General features: G+C 64.8%; 20 protein-coding genes. 6 read left to right on the forward strand and 14 right to left on the reverse strand.

What is annotated here, in order from left to right; genetic code table 11:
- Positions 1–117: 117 nt before the first annotated feature.
- The 9 genes from ACZ52D_RS12185 to ACZ52D_RS12225 all read right to left on the reverse strand — a co-directional run bounded on the left by ACZ52D_RS12185 (position 118) and on the right by ACZ52D_RS12225 (position 7,753).
- A complete protein-coding gene (locus tag ACZ52D_RS12185) occupies positions 118–1,197 on the reverse strand; it encodes a DUF1513 domain-containing protein (RefSeq protein WP_464441483.1) in 1,080 nt (359 codons plus the stop codon).
- The gene (locus ACZ52D_RS12190) at positions 1,197–2,204 is read right to left on the reverse strand and encodes an imelysin family protein (RefSeq protein WP_464441484.1); all 1,008 of its coding nucleotides are present in this window, start codon (positions 2,202–2,204) and stop codon (positions 1,197–1,199) included. Before ACZ52D_RS12190 ends, ACZ52D_RS12185 begins: the two co-directional genes overlap by 1 nt.
- The gene (locus ACZ52D_RS12195; RefSeq protein ID WP_464441485.1) at positions 2,204–3,703 is read right to left on the reverse strand and encodes a di-heme oxidoreductase family protein; all 1,500 of its coding nucleotides are present in this window, start codon (positions 3,701–3,703) and stop codon (positions 2,204–2,206) included. The genes ACZ52D_RS12190 and ACZ52D_RS12195 overlap by 1 nt, the downstream gene beginning before the upstream one ends.
- 19 nt (positions 3,704–3,722) lie before the next feature.
- Complete coding sequence (gene bfr, locus ACZ52D_RS12200) at positions 3,723–4,211, reverse strand: bacterioferritin (protein WP_222455765.1); 489 nt, start codon at positions 4,209–4,211, stop codon at positions 3,723–3,725.
- On the reverse strand, positions 4,159–4,452 hold the full coding sequence (locus ACZ52D_RS12205; protein WP_369925565.1) for a (2Fe-2S)-binding protein: 294 nt from the start codon (positions 4,450–4,452) through the stop codon (positions 4,159–4,161). Before ACZ52D_RS12205 ends, bfr begins: the two co-directional genes overlap by 53 nt.
- 206 nt (positions 4,453–4,658) lie before the next feature.
- On the reverse strand, positions 4,659–5,927 hold the full coding sequence (locus ACZ52D_RS12210) for an imelysin family protein (RefSeq protein ID WP_464441486.1): 1,269 nt from the start codon (positions 5,925–5,927) through the stop codon (positions 4,659–4,661).
- A 26-nt stretch (positions 5,928–5,953) separates the two neighbouring features.
- Entirely contained in the window at positions 5,954–6,442 is a 489-nt protein-coding gene (locus ACZ52D_RS12215) for a hypothetical protein (RefSeq protein ID WP_222455768.1), read from the reverse strand.
- Positions 6,443–6,452: 10 nt separating this feature from the next.
- Complete coding sequence (hemP, locus tag ACZ52D_RS12220; RefSeq protein ID WP_008554566.1) at positions 6,453–6,623, reverse strand: hemin uptake protein HemP; 171 nt, start codon at positions 6,621–6,623, stop codon at positions 6,453–6,455.
- A 326-nt stretch (positions 6,624–6,949) separates the two neighbouring features.
- Positions 6,950–7,753, reverse strand: coding sequence for a LysR family transcriptional regulator (locus tag ACZ52D_RS12225; RefSeq protein ID WP_464441487.1), 804 nt, complete (start codon positions 7,751–7,753; stop codon positions 6,950–6,952).
- Between the two features lie 94 nt (positions 7,754–7,847).
- Here ACZ52D_RS12225 and ACZ52D_RS12230 point away from each other — a divergent pair, with 94 nt between their 5' ends.
- Entirely contained in the window at positions 7,848–8,744 is an 897-nt protein-coding gene (locus ACZ52D_RS12230; protein WP_464441488.1) for an MBL fold metallo-hydrolase, read from the forward strand.
- A gap of 82 nt (positions 8,745–8,826) precedes the next feature.
- On the opposite strand, the gene metG is transcribed toward ACZ52D_RS12230, so the two are convergent.
- The 4 genes from metG to ACZ52D_RS12250 all read right to left on the reverse strand — a co-directional run bounded on the left by metG (position 8,827) and on the right by ACZ52D_RS12250 (position 13,235).
- On the reverse strand, positions 8,827–10,545 hold the full coding sequence (gene metG / locus ACZ52D_RS12235) for a methionine--tRNA ligase (RefSeq protein WP_464441489.1): 1,719 nt from the start codon (positions 10,543–10,545) through the stop codon (positions 8,827–8,829).
- A gap of 105 nt (positions 10,546–10,650) precedes the next feature.
- Positions 10,651–11,874 (reverse strand): MFS transporter, encoded by a 1,224-nt coding sequence (locus ACZ52D_RS12240; protein WP_222455772.1) that lies wholly within the window; start codon positions 11,872–11,874, stop codon positions 10,651–10,653.
- Positions 11,875–11,973: 99 nt separating this feature from the next.
- Entirely contained in the window at positions 11,974–12,744 is a 771-nt protein-coding gene (locus ACZ52D_RS12245) for a hypothetical protein (protein ID WP_464441490.1), read from the reverse strand.
- Between the two features lie 89 nt (positions 12,745–12,833).
- Positions 12,834–13,235: a rhodanese-like domain-containing protein gene (locus ACZ52D_RS12250; protein WP_222455774.1), complete on the reverse strand. Its 402-nt coding sequence runs from the start codon at positions 13,233–13,235 to the stop codon at positions 12,834–12,836.
- A 122-nt stretch (positions 13,236–13,357) separates the two neighbouring features.
- Between ACZ52D_RS12250 and ACZ52D_RS12255 the strand changes: the two genes are divergently transcribed.
- Positions 13,358–14,401, forward strand: coding sequence for an aldo/keto reductase (locus ACZ52D_RS12255; RefSeq protein ID WP_464441491.1), 1,044 nt, complete (start codon positions 13,358–13,360; stop codon positions 14,399–14,401).
- A 152-nt stretch (positions 14,402–14,553) separates the two neighbouring features.
- On the opposite strand, the gene ACZ52D_RS12260 is transcribed toward ACZ52D_RS12255, so the two are convergent.
- Positions 14,554–15,543 (reverse strand): GlxA family transcriptional regulator, encoded by a 990-nt coding sequence (locus ACZ52D_RS12260; RefSeq protein ID WP_222455776.1) that lies wholly within the window; start codon positions 15,541–15,543, stop codon positions 14,554–14,556.
- 133 nt (positions 15,544–15,676) lie between these two features.
- On the opposite strand from ACZ52D_RS12260, the gene bcoG reads away from it, so the two are divergent.
- From bcoG to ACZ52D_RS12280, 4 genes are all read left to right on the forward strand, one after another.
- Positions 15,677–16,594 (forward strand): 3-dehydrocarnitine:acetyl-CoA trimethylamine transferase BcoG, encoded by a 918-nt coding sequence (gene bcoG, locus ACZ52D_RS12265; protein ID WP_464441492.1) that lies wholly within the window; start codon positions 15,677–15,679, stop codon positions 16,592–16,594.
- A 92-nt stretch (positions 16,595–16,686) separates the two neighbouring features.
- Positions 16,687–17,235 (forward strand): lipocalin family protein, encoded by a 549-nt coding sequence (locus ACZ52D_RS12270; RefSeq protein WP_464443137.1) that lies wholly within the window; start codon positions 16,687–16,689, stop codon positions 17,233–17,235.
- Positions 17,236–17,247: 12 nt separating this feature from the next.
- Positions 17,248–18,723 (forward strand): carnitine 3-dehydrogenase, encoded by a 1,476-nt coding sequence (locus ACZ52D_RS12275; RefSeq protein WP_464441493.1) that lies wholly within the window; start codon positions 17,248–17,250, stop codon positions 18,721–18,723.
- Positions 18,720–19,478: an SDR family oxidoreductase gene (locus ACZ52D_RS12280; RefSeq protein WP_464441494.1), complete on the forward strand. Its 759-nt coding sequence runs from the start codon at positions 18,720–18,722 to the stop codon at positions 19,476–19,478. Before ACZ52D_RS12275 ends, ACZ52D_RS12280 begins: the two co-directional genes overlap by 4 nt.
- Positions 19,479–19,534 lie beyond the last annotated feature (56 nt).

Raw genomic sequence — 19,534 nt, forward strand, 5'->3', positions numbered from 1 at the left:
CTTAGCGTATCGCGCCTGAAGAGTCACGTGCCGATTTCGTTTTGCAGGATTGCGCAATTAAAACTCAAAGGCGCGCCCGATCGGGGCGCGCCTTTGCGTGCTGCAATAGGAGAAATGTCAGCCGAGCGCGATCAGGTGGTTGTCCCAGGCCAGATCGGTGCGTTGCAGCGGCTCACTGCCGTGTTCGGTTAGGTGAAGAAATTGGCCGTTGCCGGTGCTTGCGGCAAACGCGGTCCCCAAGCGCGCAATGCCGCAGACGTCCGCCATGCGTTCTTCCCGCAGAATCGCACCGCTGTCGCTCGACATCAGCTGCACCACCCCTCCGCGGGGCGAGGTGACCGCGACCTGCGCTCCGTCCGCCGAAAAGGCGATCGATCCGCCGTATCCGTTGAGGTTCAAGACCCGTGGATCACCGTCGGCCAGCAGCTTGACCGGTGCGCCGGGGCGATGCAGCCCGGCGATCGGCACCAACTCACCCAGGTCTCCCTGCCACTGCATGGCAAAGGCCACTGTGCCGTCCCGGCGGGTTGCCAAATGTCGGATCGAGTTCAGGTGCAGCTCGGGTGGGAGTTCGAGCTGCTCCAGCAGCGCGCCGTCAAAGTCCAGATAGCTGAGATTGGGGCGCATATCGGGCAGGTTCAGCTTGGCGCGGCCGCTATCGGGATGGGTCTCGATCCCGCCGTTCGCCACCACCAGCCCCGGAGCATCGCGGCGCAGCGTGATGTCATGTGGGCCGATGCCGCCAGAAGCGAAGGCCGTCAGTCGTCTGTAGCCGGAGGCCGTATCCCAAACACCGACCATGCCACGGGCGGCGTCATACTCGTTTTCGCTCGTGAACAGGAGGCGGCCATCCGGGGAAAACGTGCCGTGGCCATAAAAGTGAAAACCCGCGGGCGGCTCCAGCCGGGCAATGGCTGTGCCGGTACGGCAGTCGATGACATCGGCAAATCGCCCGGGACGCCGGGCAAAGGCCACGGCCTCGGGGCGGGTTGGATGGGCGGCGGCGGCATGGCCGCGACCGGGGAGCAGATGGCGGAACAGGATTTCGCCACTTGCCGTCATGCCAGCCAGGAAAAAGCGGCCCTGCGTATCGCGCCCGGCCGACAGGAAAGCCGGGTTGCCGACGCTGGCCCAGCTTGCCTGCGGCGCCAGCCCGGTTGCCAGCAGTCCGGCGAGGAACCCACGACGCGACGGCATCAGTCGCCGTCCAGCGCGTTGAAGCCCGCGGCAACACCCAGCACGGGACCCAGTCGGGCCGCCACCAGTGCCCGCAGATCCTGCACGTCCTGGCGCAAAGCTTCGATCCGGATGCGCCCTGCGGGATCGGCGACGCTGGCAAATGTCGGATCCTCCACAGCCTCGGCGCGATCGCGGATCTTGGCAAAACTCTGCGTGAGTTCAGCCTTCAGCGACGGGTCTGCAGCGCTGTCGGCCTCGGCGAGGGCCAGCGCCAGGGGTTCCAGCGCGTTCAGGGATACCAAGAGATGGCGCAAGCTGCGGTCGGAGCGCCGGGCCTCGGCCCGCAGGGGGCGGGGCCGGTCGAAGGTGCCCAGCGGGCGGCCGAGGCGCAGATCTTCCATCACCTGAAGACCGGTGTTCAACGCCTTGAACAATTCGTGGGCAATCTCCTCGTCGCTTTGATAGCGGTTGCCGGGGCTGCGCATCTCGGCTGCGTAGGTTTGCTGCCAGTCGGTCAGAATTGCTGCTGCGGTGGCAGCGATGTCGTGGCTGATTGCCCGCGTCAGTGTACAGCGGTAGGCGGGCTGGCCAGCGGTGGAAAGTTCCGGGTCGTAGAGCAAGTATTCCAGCGCATAGAAGCCGCGTGCGGCGATGGTGTAGCTGGAAAAGCTATCCGGGTCGCTGACGGCTGCGTCCTCTTCGTGGATCAGTTTGGCCAGGGCCTTGGGGGTCTTGCCGCGGCTGTCCGGCCAGAACGCCAGAGCGAACGCACGATTGTCGGTTTCGGTCGGGCCGAAGCGGTAGTGGCTGGCTGCAATCCAGCTATCGAAAGCCTCACCAAATGCCGCGCGCAGGTCTGGTGACTGCGCGTCGCACTCCTTTTGCGCGGTCTGCGCCAGCGCGGAGGAGGAGTGGGCCAGCGCCTGGAAGGCGGGAAGGATGTGCTGGTCCGTGATGTGCGTGGTCAGCTCCGACGCTGCTGCGGGCGCGGCCATCAGGGTCAGGGCAAATGCAATGAAACGCATTAAAGACTCTCCAGAAATGAAATGAGCGCGGCACGGTCGGCAGGCGGCAAGGCAACCACCTTGTCGCGAGCAGCCTCGGCCTCGCCGCCATGCCAGAGAATGGCCTCCAGCAGGGTGCGGGCGCGACCGTCGTGCAGAAATGTGGCCCGGGGCGAGACTTGTTGGGTCAGGCCGATGCCCCAAAGGGGCGCCGTGCGCCACTCGCGCCCCGTCGCGCGCCCCTCGGGGCGGTTGTCGGCCAGACCCTCGCCCATGTCGTGCAGCAAAAGGTCGGAATAGGGCCAGATCAGCTGGAAGCTGTGCTCCTCCCGGTTCGCCAACCGGTGGGTGACGAATTTCGGCACGTGGCAACTGGTGCAGCCGACATCATAGAACACTTTCTTGCCACGCAGCACATGCGGATCGCCGCTGTTGCGGCGGGCGGGCACACCGAGGTTCCGGCTGTAGAAGGTGACCAGGTCCATGTTGGCCTGGTCGATCTCGGTTTCACGGGAATCATCGCCCCCATGCGGCGCGGCGCGGCAATCGGTCTGCCGCGCGGTGCAGTCGCCGGTATGTGCCGGAAACAGCGGTGTCGAGATGCCGATATCGCCAGAGAATGCCGCGGCAGATTGTTCGTGCACCGTGGCCATCCCGGCCTTCAGTCCAAAGCGGCCCAGCATGATGCGATCGAATTCGGTCGACCAGACCAGATTGGCGCGCCCGGAGATGCCATCCCCATCGGCGTCTTCCTCATCCGAATGGACGAGGATGTCGGCAGCGGGGATCGCCTCCAGCAGCCCGAGGCCGATCATCGGCGGCGCCACCCTGGGCGACAGCATGGCGCCCTCGGCCAGAGGGCCGTAGCCCAGATTGCTGGCCGTGTAGGTCGGGCGCCGCAGCCGGGCGGTCTCGCCGCCGTTCAATGAGACCTCGAATTCCTCGTATTCCACCTTGAGACGGTACTCGGGCGGTACTCCGGGCGCAGAGAAATCCTGTAACTGGTGGCCGTAAACGGGGTCCGGGGCGGTGCCGATATAGTCATGCACCGCCTGCATCTGTGGCGGCACTGGGCCGGGGACCGAGACCCGCAGGAACATCGTGCTTGAGGCATAGTCCGGGCTTTCCGGCACATGGCCGCGGCCATCCTTCACGTGGCAGCGCTGGCAGGCGCGTGCATTGTACAGCGGTCCCAGGCCGTCGGAGGCCAGGGTGGAGGCGGGGGAAAACACCCAGATCTTTTTGAACAGCCCGTTACCCAATTTGAACTCCAGCTCCTGCTCGAAGCTGAGATTGGCGGAATGCTGGGAGAAGGCCTCGTCATCGCGCCGGGCGCGGACGGTCGCGGCCCCGGCGGGGAGATCCTCGAACTGTTCGGGCTGGGTGAAATCCGTCGGGGGCGACAGGACCGCGTCGATGCGGGCGCGTTCGGACTGTGTGCGGGGCAGAGGGGTAAGGTGCGGCTCCTCCTTGAACTGGCTGGCCAGATCAAGCGCCGCGAGGGGGCTGGCCGCTGCCATTGCAGCGGCCAGTGCGAGGTTAGTCTTCGACCTCTTCCATCTTGGTTGCGTTGAGCTGGGCATAGTTTTCCGCACCGATCCGGTCGTGCAGCTCAAGCTGCGTTTCGAGGAAGTCGATATGGCCTTCCTCGTCGGCCATCAATTCCTCGAACAGTTTCATGGTTACATAGTCGCCCGCATCGTGGCAGGCCTCGCGGGCTTCCTTGTAGAGCGCGCGTGCCTCGATCTCCGCGGCAAGGTCGCATTCCAGGGTTTCCTTGGGGGTCTGGCCGATCCGCAGCGGGTCCAGTTTTTGCAGGTTGGGGTGCCCGCCCAGAAATAGGATCCGCTCGATCAGCTTGTCCGCGTGTTCCATTTCCTCGATGGATTCTTCGCGGCTCTTCTTGGCCATGCTGCCCAGGCCCCAGTCGTCCTGCATCCGGTAATGCAGCCAGTACTGGCTGACAGCGGTCAGCTCATGGCGCAGCGCCTTGTTGAGATAATCGATGACCTTGGGGTCGCCCTGCATGATCTTTCTCCCGATGTGTTGCCTCGCGCAAATTCGCTAACTGCGCAGGTACTTCCAGCTTACTGCTGGAACGCATGGTGTCGAGGAAAAGCGGCATGCACCCACCGCAATCGGCGGTTTTTCCCAATGCGTGATAGATCTTCCCAGGGGTGATAATGGTCTGGGGATCGGCCTTGCGCATCCAGTTGATCGCAGCGCGAATGTCGTGATCGCTGATATGGGTGCAGTGGCAAATGATCATGCTGCTCACCTTTGTTCCGGGTGGCCGGGGGGATGATTCCATCTCCGTTTTTTCCGATTAAAACAGTCGGAATACAAGTGTTAACCAGAGTGATTTACTCGGTTATCGCTTGATGACGGCAGATTTCCGCTCGGGGCGGGAGGCAGAGCGACCGGTTTTAGCCGCTCTGCACGGTGTTTCGTGGCCGCGCTGAGCGGCCGCCGAGATCAGTTGAAGACAGCCGTGGGGTTGTCGAGGCTGTCGGAACCTTCGATGGCGACGTCCTCCAGTTCCAGCGCGGTCACCACGCGTTCGATGGAGCGGGTCTGCTCGATCAGCCCGTCGACGCCCCCCATCACAAGGGCTTCGCCCGCGGCATTGCCCTGCGCCAGCATCTGGTCATAGGACAGACCTGCCTCGGCCGCGGTCTTGATCCGTCCCAGCGCGTGCATGGTGTTGGCCAGCTTGCTGCGCATCTCGGCGTCCAGATCGGCGTCCTTGGCGGCCACCAGGTCCGACAGCGACGCGCCAGAAACCAGTTCGCCGTTCACCCGCACATATTCTCCCAGGTAGACGTTTTGCACGCCCAGGCCATCGTAGTAGTGGCTGTTGTGGGTGTTGTCGGAGAAGCAGTCGTGCTCCTCCTCGGGGTCATTCAGCATCAGCCCCAGGCGCATGCGTTCACCGGCGGTTTCACCGTAAGACAGCGATCCCATGCCGGTCAGCATGGCGGTGATACCGGCGTCTTCGTCTGCCAGCAGGGTGGTGCGGGCCGCGCCATCGCTGCCCCATTGCTGGGCCATCCATTCCAGATCGGAGACCAGCAGATCGGTGGCTGCCTGAAGATAGTCGCCACGGCGATCACAGTTGCCGTTGGTGCAGGGATCACCGTCGGCGTAATCGGTCCAGGGGCGGTCGCCCGCGCCGTGCTCGGTGCCGTTCAGATCCTGGCCCCACAGCAGGAATTCGATGGCGTGATACCCGGTTGCCACATTGGCTTCGACCCCGTCTGCCTCGTGCAGGGCGCTTTCCAGCAATTCCGGGGTGATCTCCGTGGCGTCGATGGTCTTGCCGGAGAGTTCAAACTGCGGGTTCGCGATGACGTTCAGTGCTGCGAGGGTGTTTTCCTCGGTCGGACCGCCATAGGAGGCATCCACGTAGTCGATCAGCCCTTCATCGAGCGGCCAGGCGTTTACCTTGCCTTCCCAGTCATCGACGATGGCATTGCCAAAGCGAAACACCTCGGACTGCTGATAGGGGACGCGAGCGGCCAGCCAGGCGGCGCGGGCGGCTTGCAGGTTCTCGGCGGAAGGCTCCGCGACCAGCGCGTCTACCGCGGCTTTCAGCGCCTTGGCGGTGATCAGGCTGTCCTGGTATTTCGCCTCGGCGATGTTTGCGTAATTGGTCAGCACCGCGGCCTTGTCGGCGGCAAAAGCGGCGGTTGTGCCGAAGGCCAGACCGGCAAGGGCAGTGCCCGCGAGAAACAGATTTTTCATCAGCTAAGTCCTTGGTCTATTGTATTTCAATGAAGTGTAGCGGTCATCGGGTGGGCTGCCCGCGCAAGCGGTGGGGTGCCCGTGATCTGTTGAAGGAAGGTGCTGCAATCGTCGGCCAGCCGGGCCAGCTCCCGGGCTTTTCGGGGCTGCACTATCAGCGAGGCCAGGATTTGCGTGTCTTCTTCATGGCCATCCGCCGCGGCGGCAAGGAGATTGGCAAAGCAGTTTTCATCCGCGCCGAGGCAATTGCAGCTCATGCCATGGCGCACCAGTGGACGACGGCCGTGGGTGACGCAGAAGTTGCACAGGTAGCCAAAGGCCTCAAAGGCGGCTTCGGCCAGGCCGGGGCCGAAATTCACCTCGAAATCGCGGCGCATCTGGGCCCGCGTCTCGGCGCTGGAAAACCAGTGTCGCAGATAGATCACCGCGCCGGCCTCCAGTGGCGGCAATTCCGACAGGGTGCCGACGGTGATGCCGCCGCGCGACGGTTTGGCTTGGGGCTGTGCGGAGGTCATTCGGGCGCGCTCACTTGGTCAGGATCAGTTTGCCTGCACGGGTGATGCGCAGCGAATAGATCTGCCCGTTCAGTAGGATGCGGGCCTGCACGCCGCCGCGGGTCAGGTCTTCGGCGTGGTAGGTCGGGAAAACTTCGGTGGTCGCGGTGGTAGGCACCGGCTTGGATGCGATCTGGTTCATGACTTCCGCCCATTGCTGAATTCCGCCCGGTCCAGAAGCCATTCCAGACAAAAGCCGCAGAGGGTACCGGAGGCGGCAAAGACCTGTGGCCAGATGTGGCGTCTGTCTTCGGCTTCCAGGTCAGTCACAGTCGGTCCGCAGTTGCGGCTGTCTCTGCTTGGCATCGGGCGATCTCGGTTGATTGTGGCTCACTCGGGCTCGCCCGACACGAGTCAGGCTGGCTGGATGCCGTATTCCTGATTTATTTGATCGGGTATGTCAATCCGACTTTTTTAATAAGGAATAAATTTAGTGCCAGTCCGGGTGTTTAACGGCGACGCCACCGGTCAGGCGAATTCCGCGATCAGGAAATCCATGAAGGATCTTACGCGGCGCGGCAGGTGGCGGCGGTCGTGGTAGACAAGATACAGGGCCAGTGTTTCCGGCACGCCTTGGGGAACTGGTCCCAGCTCCAGCCCGCGACCGTCGCAAAGGGAGGTCGGCAGACAGGCCCGGGCCATGCCAAGCGCGACCAGTTCCAGCGCCAGTGCGAAGGAGGTGCAGCGGGCCGTGCCCGGCAAGTCGGGGCGTGGCAGGTGGCGCGCAAGGGGGCCGAGTATCGGCAGGCTCTCATCCGACAGACGCCCGGGGAGGGCTGCCAGCACCACTGGGGTGCGGGTCAACTGACGGGCGATGGTGCCGTCACCGCCGGGGTGATTGCCGCGCAGCGCCAGGTCGACATTGTCGCGAACGAAATCAACCGGCGTGTCTTCAACCGATATATCCAGTGTGACCTGCGGATACGCCTGCAGAAATCTGCGGCAGAGATCGGCCAGCTGCGCCATGGGGAAGGCGACCGGGACGGACAGGCGCAAGGGGCCGGACAGGCTGCTGGTCGCCGAAATCTGCTCCTGCCCCGTGGCAAGCGCGTCCAGCGCGGTTCGGCAGCTGTCCAGGTAGATCAACCCTTCCGAGGTCAGCGCCACGTTGCGGGTTGAGCGCTCCAGCAGGCGCACGCCGAGGGAGTCCTCCAATGCGCGGACCCGCGTTGTCACGGTCGAGGGGGGGATCCCCAATCGGCGGGCGGCTGCCGCGAAACTCAGCTGCGTGGCCACTTCCACAAAGGTTTCGATATGCTGCAACTGGCTCATTGTGCGACTTTTCCGTTCTAGTTGTTCGACATTATGCGGATTTTTCGCGCTCGCCCCAAGCCTTACTTCGGAAGAAGTGACAACGGAGAGCTCGATGAAAAAACGTGATTTTCTGAAACTTGCCGGGGCCGGGGTCGCGGCAGGTTTGATGCCTGCTGTGGCGCGGAGCGCGGCAGATCCCTTGCGTGTGCGCTGGCTGGGCAGCGCCATGCTGGAGATCGAGGCGGCTGGTTTGCGCATCCTGTGTGATCCGTGCCTCGGGGAGGGGCCGGAGGCCTTCCTGATGGGGGATCCGAACGAGATGTTCGACCTGGCCAAGGGGCCGCAGGTCAAGCCGCATGCGCGGCTGACGCCCTTCCCGGGACTGGGGCATGACGCGTATGATCTGGTGCTGCTCAGCCACGCGCATGAGGATCACTTTGACCAGAAGGCGCAGGCCTGGCTGGATCGTCAACTGCCGATGATCGCGCCAGAGCATGATGGACCGGGGCTTGCAGAGAAAGGCTTTGCGCCGCAACCTCTGCGCCATGGCGCCGCCCGGCAGTTCGACGCGCCGCAGGGGCGTGTCACCATCACCGCCGTACCGGCGGTGCATTCACAGAACCCGCAGATCTCAGCCATTTTGGGGCTGGGTAATGGTTACGTGATCGAGGTCGAGAGTGACGGACGACTGCAGCGGATCTACTGGGCGGGGGACAGTTTCCATGCCGATCCGGTGGCCGATGCGCTGGCGGGACAGCCGCCTGCGGATCTGTTCATTCCGCATATCGGTGCGGTCGGCGGCGCGGGCGCGCTGGGACTGCTGAGCATGACCGGTGTGCAGGCCGCCGAATTTGCTGACCGCATCGCGGCCCAATCCGTGCTGCCGGTGCATCACTCCACCTATGAGCTCTACCGCGAAGGGCCGGAGGTCCTGCAGGCCGAGCATCGTCGACTGGCGCCCCGCTGGCAGCTGCTGCTGCCGCAGGAGGGGGAGGCGATCTCCCTGTAGGCAAACGCAAGTGCAAGCAAACGAAAAGGCCGCCCCGAGGGCGGCCTTTTTATGTCTCATGCTGTTACGGCGAAGCCTAAGGTCAGCTGCGGGTGCCTGCGAACCGCGCCTGCCAGTCTTCGCGTTGCTCATCGGTGATCTTCGCGAACAGCACGTCCGGCACGGTGAAGCCATGGCCTGCGGGCAGCGCCGACAGGGCGGCGGCGACATCTTCGGGCCAGCTGCGGTCATCCGAGTTCAGGGCCGCCATCAGCGTGTCTGCGGCATGCGGAATGAAGGGCGCCGAGAGCACCGCGTAGAGGCGGATCAGGTTGAGGCCGAGGCGGACCTGGGCGGCGGCGCGCTCGGGGGCTTCCTTGAACACCGACCAGGGCGCGGCGGATTGCAGGTATTCGTTGCCTGCCACCCAGATCGCACGCAACTCCTGCGCCGACTTGCGCACCTCCATCGCCTCCATATGGCCCTCATAGGCGCGGATGCGGGCGGTGAGTTCGGCAATCAACGCCTGTTCCTGTTCACCGTATTCGCCGCCTGCGGGGACTTCCTCGCCGAACTTGGAGCGGCAGAACTTGGTGATGCGGGAGACGAAGTTGCCCAGAACATCCGCCAGATCCTTGTTCACCGACTGCTGGAAGTTCTCCCAGGTGAACTCGGAATCCGAGCTTTCCGGCGCGTGGGACAACAGCCACCAACGCCAGTAGTCGGCGGGCAGGATCTCCAGCGCCTGGTCCATGAACACGCCACGGCCCTGCGAGGTAGAGAACTGGCCGCCGTCGTAGTTCAGGTAGTTGAAGGACTTGAGGTGGTCGACCATCTTCCACGGCTCGCCAGAGCCCAGAATGGTCGCCGGGAAGCTCAGCGTGTGGAAGGGCACGTTGTCCTTGCCCATGAACTGGACGTATTTCACATCGTCCGCGCCCTTGTCGGTGCGCCACCAGCGCTGCCAGTCGGCGTCGGTCTTGCCGTTGGCCTCGGCCCATTCTCCGGCGGCGGCGATATATTCGATCGGCGCGTCGAACCAGACGTAGAAGACCTTGCCTTCCATGCCCGGCCAGTCGGCATCGCCCTTCTTGACCGGCACGCCCCAGTCCAGATCGCGGGTGATGCCGCGGTCCTGCAGCCCGTCGCCGTCGTGCAGCCATTTCTTGGCGATGGAGGTGGTCAGCACCGGCCAGTCGGTCTTGCTGTCGATCCACTGGTCCAACTGGTCGCGCATCGCGGATTGGCGCAGGAACAGGTGCTTGGTTTCGCGGACCTCCAGATCGGTGGAGCCGGAAATGGCCGAGCGCGGGTTGATCAGGTCGGTCGGATCCAGCTGCTTGGTGCATTCCTCGCATTGGTCGCCGCGGGCCTTCTCGAAACCGCAGTTGGGGCAGGTGCCCTCGATGTAGCGGTCCGGCAGGAAGCGGCCGTCAGCGTTGGAGTAGACCTGCTTTTCCGACACTTCGGTAATCAGTCCGGCCTCTTCCAGCTTGCCCGCGAAATGCTGGGTCAGCGCGTGGTTCTGCGGGCTGGACGATCGCCCGTAGTGATCAAAAGACAAGCCAAAGCTGTCGGCGATCCGGCTTTGGACCTCGTGCATTTCGGCGCAGTAGTCGGCCACCGGCTTGCCCGCCTTGGCGGCAGCCAGCTCGGCCGGGGTGCCGTGTTCGTCGGTGGCGCAAAGGAATAGCACCTCATGGCCGCGGCCGCGGTTGTAGCGGGCGTAAAGATCCGCGGGCAGCTGGCTGCCCACCAGGTTGCCCAGATGCTTGATCCCGTTGATGTAGGGAAGCGCCGAAGTAATCAGAATGCGTGCCATGCCGTCCATCCAGGTAATGTGTCAGTGGCCCGTCTAGCGCATGGCGCGCACGGCGAAAACCCCGGTGGTGAGTTTCCCTTGAAATAAGGACTGTCCTGCTGTCGTTCAGCGCCGCTGTCGGGCGCGCTTCAGCAGGCGTCCGATGATGAAGGACGTGCGGGGTGCGTAGACATAGGGGGTGCGTTCTTCCGGCGTCGGCCGGACTTTCATGCGGCTCAGCCCGAAGACGATCAGCAGCAGATGGCCGCAGGCGACATAGGCAAACAGCGCGGCTGGGCCATAGGCGCTGATCAGCGCCGAGGAGACATAGGGGCTGGCAATTGCGCCGAGGGCAAAGAAGAACATCAACGCGGCCGCCAGTTCGACCCGCTCGGAGGAGGTCGCGAAATCATGGGCGTGGGCGGCTGAGACCGAGAAGATCGGAAAGGTGGTGAAGCCGAAGAACACCGCGGCCAGCATCACCCCGGTGGTGCCAGTGCCGCTGGCGGCCATGGTCACGCCGCAGCTGAGAATGGCGGCGGCGGAGAGCCAGATCAACACCCAGCGGCGGTCGTATTTGTCGGCCAGCCAGCCGAGCGGATATTGCGCCAGCGCGCCGCCCAGCACGAAGGCGGCCAGGAAAAAGGCGATCTGGCCGACTTCCAGCCCGACCTCGCGGCCATAGACCGGGCCGACCATGCGGAAGGAGGCGGAGCTGAGCGCGGCCACGATGACCCCGGCCACCGCCAAGGGTGAGCAGCGCCAGGCCAGGTCCGGCCGCAGGCGCGGTGCGTCTGGCGTCTCCGGCTGGTTGGCCTTGGTGAGGGTGAGCGGGATCAGGGCCGCGCAGCACAGCACCGCCAGAAGGTTGTAGGACACATAGGCAGCAGGGGGCAGCACCGCGATGATGAGCTGCGCCGCCAATGACGCGCCCATGTCGACGATCCGGTAAGTGCCCATCGCGCGACCGCGGGTTTCATTTGTGACCTTGGCATTCAGCCAGGCCTCGATCACCGTATAGGCGCCTGCCACGCAGAGACCGGAGGCGGCGCGCATCAGCGCCCAGAGGTAGGGGCTTTGGGTCAGCGTATGTCCGATAAGGCCGATGGCGCCCAGTGCGGTAAACGCGGCAAAAGCCCGGGAATGGCCGACATTGCCCATCAGTCGCGGCGCCCACCAGCAACCGACGAAAAAGCCCATGAAATGCGCCGACCCCAACAGGCCGATCTGTTCCTTGGTGAAACCCAGCGTCAGCCCGGAGATTGCATCCAGCGGGCCAACGCCGCCAGTTGAGAGCTGCAACAGAATGACGGAAACGAATAGGGCGGCAAAGGAGACGATCAGGCGCATAATGGCCTGACCATGACAGGCTGCAGCAGGAATGCCAGTCGAAATTCGCCATCTCGCGTCGTATTTGGTCCTGTTTCGCTCTGGCCCCGTCGGGGCGGGCTAGGCGCGTTCCGCCTGTGGCGCCGGGTGACGGGGGGCGCAGGGCGCAGGCGGTGGTTCTGGGGGGCGATGCAACGCCACTGGGGGATTGTTGCCGGATTGGCTCACCAGCCAGTCGCGGGGGGGCTGCATGCGGGCACGCAGGCGCTGCAACCGCCAGCAGTCTTGCAAACCGGGTGGCGCGTCGGTGGAGCGTTGCGCGGCTGCGGGTCGGGCCGGATGCGGCGCGGGTGGATCGGAGACCGCAGAGAGCAAGGCGGTGGCTGCCAGGTGATGGGCAGGGGCCAGATGCCAACGGGTTTCGATGCCCTGCGCGCCGCCTTCGCCGGGGGTCAGCAGCAGGCCCAGCGGCGCGGGCGCGCTGTCTGTGCTGCCATGGCCGGCGTTCTCGGCCGCCAGATGCAGCCGCCGCACGGCGGTCATGCTGGGCAGGTCATCTGTCTCGGCCACCACCAGCGCCGCTGCGCCGCTGCGCAGGCTTTCTTCCATTGCCCAGAGCTGCTGTTCGCTCCGCAAGGTCTGAACGAACAGCAGCCGGGCGGGGCTGGCAAGATGCGCCATCCCGTCCGGGTTCAACCGTTGGTCGCCGCGGGGGCTGGGCAGCCACAGCACCGCTCCCGGTGCCGCCGCGGCTGCCAGCCACAGTGCAAATCGATGTCGGGCCGGACCGCAGGCTTCATGCAGGCGGCCACGTGCCAGCGCCACCCCCTCCATCAGCTGCAAGGCGGGGCGGGGTGCGTGGCGGCGAGGGGCAAGCAGGTGAGTCGGCATGTCGCCAGTTTACAGTGTTCGCTGTTTGTTCTCAATATGCCTGCAATCCTGCCCCGCGCGCGCCATGGCAAGGCAGGCCCGGTCGCGGCTCAGCCCTCGCGCGGCACCACCGGGCCGTCCTGCTTCACCCATTCGCCAAAGCCGCCCTCAAGATGCAGGACCGGGTTCAGCCCCATCTCCATCGCGGTGCGGGCGCTGAGCGCCGAGCGCCAGGCGCTGGCGCAGTAGAACACATATGTCTTGTCCTGGTTGAAGATCGGCTTGTGGTAGGGGCTGTCGGGATCGATCCAGAATTCCAGCATGCCGCGCGGGCAGGAAAACGCACCCGGGATCATGCCACTGCGCTGCAGCTCGCGGATGTCGCGCAGATCGACGAAGACATAGGCGTCGTCCTGATAGGCCTGCTTTGCCTGCGCGACCGACAGGGTGGCGACCCTGTCGTTGGCTTCGGCCAGCAGCGCCTTGATGCCCTTGGTGATGGTCTGTGGCATCGGGTTTCCTCCTGCTCTTTCGGCTGGCAGGCTGGCCGTTTTGGCGCCCAGACGCAAGCGGGTTGCACTTTTGCGGCATCCGCCTAAGGTCGCGGCCAAATCTGCATCAGAGGAACCGAGTTATGAAAATGAACCCGTTGGGCCGCACCGGCATCATGGTGTCTGAGCTGTGCCTGGGCACGATGACCTTTGGTACCCAGACACCGGAGGACGAGGCGCATGCGCAGATCGACATGGCTCTGGCGCAGGGCGTGAACTTTCTGGATACGGCTGAGATGTATCCGGTCAACCCCATTCGAGCCGAGACCATCGGCGACAGCGAGCGCATTATCGGCAACTGGAATGCGGCGACCGGGCGGCGCGCTGAGTACATCCTGGCGACCAAACATTCCGGCGAAGGCATGCAGCATGTCCGCGGCGGCGCGCCGATCTCGGCCGCGACCATCGCGCCCACCATCGAAGCCTCGCTCAAGCGGTTGAAGACCGATTACATCGACCTCTACCAGTTTCACTGGCCCAACCGCGGCAGCTACATGTTCCGCAAGAACTGGGACTATGACCCGTCCCAACAGGACCGCGCTGCAACGCTGGCCAACATGGAAGACTGCCTGCAGGCGCTCCAGAAGGAGGTTGACCGCGGCACCATCCGGGCCTTCGGCCTGTCGAACGAAAGCGCCTGGGGAACCGCGCAGTGGTTGCGCCTGTCCGAGGAGATGGGCTGGCCGCGGGTGGCCTCGATCCAGAACGAATATTCGCTGCTCTGCCGCCTCTATGACACCGATCTCGCCGAATTGAGCGTGAACGAGGATGTGGGCCTGCTGGCATTTTCGCCGCTGGCCACCGGGCTGCTGACGGGCAAGTACCAAGAGGGCGGTCTTCCCGAGGGCTCGCGCAAGACGATCAACACCGACCTTGGTGGACGTGACACACCGCGGGTCTATGCGGCGGTGGATGCCTATTTGGAAATTGCGGCCCGGCACGGACTGGATCCGGTGCATATGGCGCTGGCCTGGTGCCGGACCCGACCGTTCATGGCCTCGGCCATTTTCGGCGCCACCCGGCTGTCGCAACTGGAGCATGCACTGAAATCCGTGGAGGTCGAGCTGAGCCAGGAGGTGCTGGATGAAATCAATGCCGCGCACCGCGCTCACCCGATGCCGTATTGAGGCTGACCGCCTAGGTCGCGCCTGAGCAGCCGATCGTTTCAGGGCGGGCGGGGCGCGGCTCCCGCCCGTCCGGCGGGCATTGACATGCCCTCGGCCGGTTGGGCCCGGCGCTGCTGACGCAGCGCAGGCGGACGGTCGGGCCTGCGCACTCCTCAGTGCGCGGTGGGGCGTTCCTGCTCCCGCTCCTGCCGCAGTTCCCGCGCGGAGGTGCCATGGGCCGTGCGAAAGGCACGGGCAAAGCTCGATTGCGATGAAAAGCCGGTGGCCATTGCCACCTCCATCAGCGGCAGGTTAGTGTCGGTGACAAGACGGCGGGCCTCGGCCAGACGCAGCTGCAGGTAGTGGTCCTGCGGCGTGGTGTTGAGCTTGAGACGGAACTGCTGTTGCAGGCTGCGCGGGCTGGTGCCCAGTGTCTCGGCAATCTGCGACAGCGGCAGCGGCTCATCCAATGAAGCCTCCATCAAGGCATTGGCGCGCGCGGTCAGAGCGCTGTGCTTGTGGCCGCCCAGGCGGCTTTGTGGACGCGGCTCGGCGGCGGGGCCATCGTAGAGGAACAGGCCGGCAACGCGGGAGGCAAATCCCGCACCGTGACGTGCCCCGATGATATGCAGCATCATCTCGATCGCCGGTGTCGCGCCGCCGGAGGTCATGCGGGCCTCGGAGACCGTGAACCGGTCGGTGCGGACATCCACCTCAGGGAAGCGTGTGGCGAAGTTGTCCAGATCTTCCCAATGGGTGGTGGCCGGGTGCCCGTCCAGCAGGCCCGCTTCTGCCAGCAACCAGGGGCCGCCGTCGATGCCCGCAATGGTGGCTCCCGTCGCGGCGATCCGGCGCAATCCGGCCAGGAGGCTCGGCGTGGCATGTCGCGCCAGCTGAAAGCCCGCAACCACGATCAGCAGCTCGCAGCCCTCCAGCCGCGCCAGCGGGATGCTGGGCACGGTCAGCCCGCTGGTCAGCATTGGCGGTTCATTGGTGGCGCTGATGTAATCCCAGTCGAAGGCCGCGCGCCCTGCCAGCCGGTTGGCCGCACGCATGGGGTCGACGGTGGCCGCGAAGGACAAGGTGTTGCATTCGTCCAGCACGAGAACCGCGGTTTTCAGCGGCCGGTGCTCCGGTTGCAGGATGTTTTTTGCGGATTTCATCAACTTCGATTCGCCTAGTGTAAACTGTGTTTCACGAGGCTGCGGCACAGTGGGTCTTAGCGCAAATCGGAATCTGGGGAGGAGCCTGGGGATAACCCGGGGCAAAACCCTGTACATCGACGGGAGAAGAAAAATGCCGCTGGAAATGAACCGCGAGGTCTTCATCACCTGTGCCGTGACCGGCTCGGGCAGCACCCAGGACCGCAGCCCGCATGTGCCGCGCTCCCCGAAGGAAATCGCCGAGTCGGCCATCGCCGCGGCCAAGGCAGGCGCTGCGGTGGTGCACTGCCACGTGCGCGATCCCGAGACCGGCGTCCCCTCGCGCGATCTGGCTCTGTACCGCGAGGTGACCGACCGCATTCGCGATGCCGAGGTGGACGTGGTGCTGAACCTGACCGCAGGCATGGGCGGCGACATGGTGTTCGGAGACACGGAAAACCCGCTGCCTTTGCAGGACGCAGGCACCGACATGATCGGCGCCAGCGCCCGCGTCGCGCATGTGGCGGAATGCCTGCCGGAGATCTGCACGCTGGACTGCGGCACCATGAACTTTGCCGAAGCCGACTACGTGATGACCAACACGCCCGGCATGCTGCGCGCCATGGGGCAGATGATGACCGATCTGGGCGTGAAGCCGGAGATCGAGGCCTTCGATACCGGCCATCTGTGGTTCGCCAAGCAGCTGGTGAAAGAAGGCGTGCTGGAGCCGAACGCGCTGGTGCAGCTGTGCATGGGGGTACCGTGGGGCGCGCCGGATGATCTGAACACCTTCATGGCGATGGTCAACAACGTGCCTGACGACTGGACCTTCTCGGCGTTCTCGCTGGGGCGCAACCAGATGGCCTATGCGGCGGCGGCGGTGCTGGCGGGCGGCAACGTGCGTGTCGGCCTGGAGGACAACCTGTGGCTGGGCAAGGGCGAGCTGGCACAGAACTGGCAGCTGGTGGAGCGTGCCGCGGACATCGTGACCAACATGGGCGCGCGGGTGATCGGCCCGGATGAGGTCCGCGAGAAGCTGGGGCTGGTGAAGCGCGCGCCGGTGGCGCAATAGGCCGCGGCGAAACTTGTGCTGGAAGCAGGCGTTGCGGGTTGGAGCCTATCCCCCAATTCCTGCCCCTGGAGACTGAATTCATGACCGGCCCAATGACCCGTGCTGCCCTTGCCTTTTCCTTCGCGGCTTTTGCCCTGCCGCCAGCCGCTATGGCGGAGGGCTACCGCGACACTGATGTGCCGATGGCGGTGGAGACCGGTCTGGATCTCTCCCGCTACCTCGGCACGTGGTATGAAATCGCCCGGTTCCCCAACGACTTCGAAAAAGGCTGCGAGGGCGTCACGGCAGAATACAGCGCGCTGCCGGAGGGGCGGATCAAGGTCGTGAACACCTGTCGCAAAGGAGCACTCGACGGCCCCGCCGAGAGTGCGGAGGGCAAAGCGCGCGTTGTGGCGCCGGGAATGTTGGAGGTCAACTTCGTCCCCTGGCTGAGCTTCCTGCCGTTCACCTGGGGCGACTACTGGGTGCTGGATGTGGATGACGATTACCGGGTGGCCGTGGTCGGCACACCAAATGGCAAGCAGGGCTGGATCCTGGCCAGGTCCCCCGAGATCAGCGCAGAACAGCTGTCCGATGCGAAATCGGTCCTGCGCGGCAATGGCTATGACATCAGGGCGCTGAAGATGGTGCCCCAGAATTGAGGATCAAGGTGAATGACTAAGACGGCGGCAATCATCGGCGGTGGGGTTATCGGCGGCGGCTGGGCCGCGCGGTTCCTGCTGAATGGCTGGAACGTGCGGGTCTTCGACCCCGACCCGGAGGCCGGGCGCAAGATCGGCGCGGTTCTGGACAACGCGCGACGCAGCCTGCCGGGGCTGGGCAACGTGGCGCTGCCCGCCGAAGGCCAGCTGAGCTGGCACGCCACCATCGCCGAGGCTGTCGAGGGTGCCGACTGGGTGCAGGAAAGCGTGCCGGAACGGCTGGAGCTGAAGCAGAAAGTCTATGGCGAGCTGCAGCAGCATGTTGGGCAGGGCGCCGTCATCGGGTCCTCCACCTCTGGCTACAAGCCCTCGCAGCTGCAGGACGGCTTTGCCAACGCCGCGCAGATCGTGGTCGCGCATCCCTTCAACCCGGTCTACCTGATGCCGCTGGTCGAGGTGGTCACCACCGAGGCCAACAGCCCCGAGGTGATCGCCAAGGCCAAGGAGATCATCACCGGCATCGGCATGTATCCCCTGCATCTGAAGAAGGAGATTGACGCCCATGTCGCCGACCGCTTCCTCGAGGCGGTCTGGCGCGAGGCGCTGTGGCTGGTCAAGGACGGCATCGCCACCACGGAAGAGATCGACAACGCCATCCGCTATGGCTTTGGCATCCGCTGGGCGCAGATGGGCCTGTTCGAGACCTACCGGGTGGCGGGCGGCGAAGCCGGGATGAAGCACTTCCTGGCGCAGTTCGGACCTTGTCTCAGCTGGCCGTGGACTAAGCTGATGGATGTTCCGGAATACAACGATGAGCTGGTCGAGCTGATCGCGGGCCAGTCCGATGCACAATCGGGCCAGTATTCGATCCGCGAGCTGGAGCGAATCCGCGATGACAACCTGGTCGGCATCATGCGGGCGCTGGGCGCCAACGACTGGGGGGCAGGGGCGTTGCAGAACGCCCATGACGCTGCCCGCATGGGCGAGGCGGGGCTTGCTCGCAGCATGGCGGAGGTCGACGACATCACCCAGCCGGTGCAGACTCTGAACCGCGTGGTGCCGCTGGACTGGACCGACTACAACGGGCACATGACCGAAAGCCGCTATCTGGATGCCTTCGCGCAATCCACCGACCGGCTGATGGAGATCATCGGCTGCGATGCCGAGTACATCGCCAATGGCGGCAGCTATTTTACCGCCGAGACCCATATCCGCCACCTCGACGAGGTGCATGCGGGCGATCCCATTCAGGTGCGCACCCGTGTGATCCTGGGGCAGGGCAAGAAGATGCACCTTTGGCACGAGATGTTCTCGGGCGAGCGCCTGCTCGCAACGGGGGAGCATATGCTGCTGCATGTAGATCTGAAAACTCGTCGCTCGGCCCCGCCGACACCGCATGTGGAGGCCAATCTTGTCGCGCTGGCAGAGGCGCATGCGGCCTTGCCTGCGCCTGATGGGCTGGGACGCGCGATCGGAGCCGCCAGATGAGCCGGGTGTTGATCACCGCCGGTGGCTCCGGCATCGGTCGGGCAATGGCGACAGCATTCGCAGCGGCCGGTCACCAGGTCTGGGTAACGGATGTGGATGCCGCCAGCCTTGCGGATGTTCCGTCGGATTGGCGCGCAACGGTGGTGGACGTCACCGACGAGCCGGGCATGACGGCGCTGTTTGCTGCGATCGACGAGACCTGGGGCGGATTGGATGCGCTATGCGCCAATGCCGGTATCGCCGGACCGACCGCACGGGTCGAAGACATCGCGCTGGACGACTGGCGCGCCTGCGTCAGTGTCAACCTCGAGGGGGCGTTTCTTGCCGCCAAACACGCCGCCCCGATGATGAAGGCCGCCGGTTCGGGGGCCATGGTGCTGACGTCCTCGACCGCGGGGCTATACGGCTATCCCAACCGCGCGCCCTATGCCGCGGCGAAATGGGCCGTCATCGGCCTGATGAAGACGCTGGCGATGGAGCTTGGCCCCTTTGGTATCCGGGCCAATGCCATCTGCCCCGGCGCCGTCGAAGGCCCGCGCATGGAAGGGGTTCTGCAGCGCGAGGCCGCGGCCAAGGGCATGACCCGGGATCAGGTCTACGAGGGCTATGCCTCCGGCACCTCGATGGGGCGTTTTGTCGAAGCGCGCGACATTGCCAATATGGCGGTGTTTCTGGCTTCGGATGCCGCCCGGCTGGTCTCGGGGCAGGTGATCGCCGTGGACGGGCATACGGTAAACCCGGACCCCAAGGTGTAGGACCGATCCGGCGGGCGGAACCGTCCGCCTGCCGGTGGTGCTAACGGCAAGGGGGC

This window comes from Leisingera sp. S2M4 (assembly GCF_055398055.1).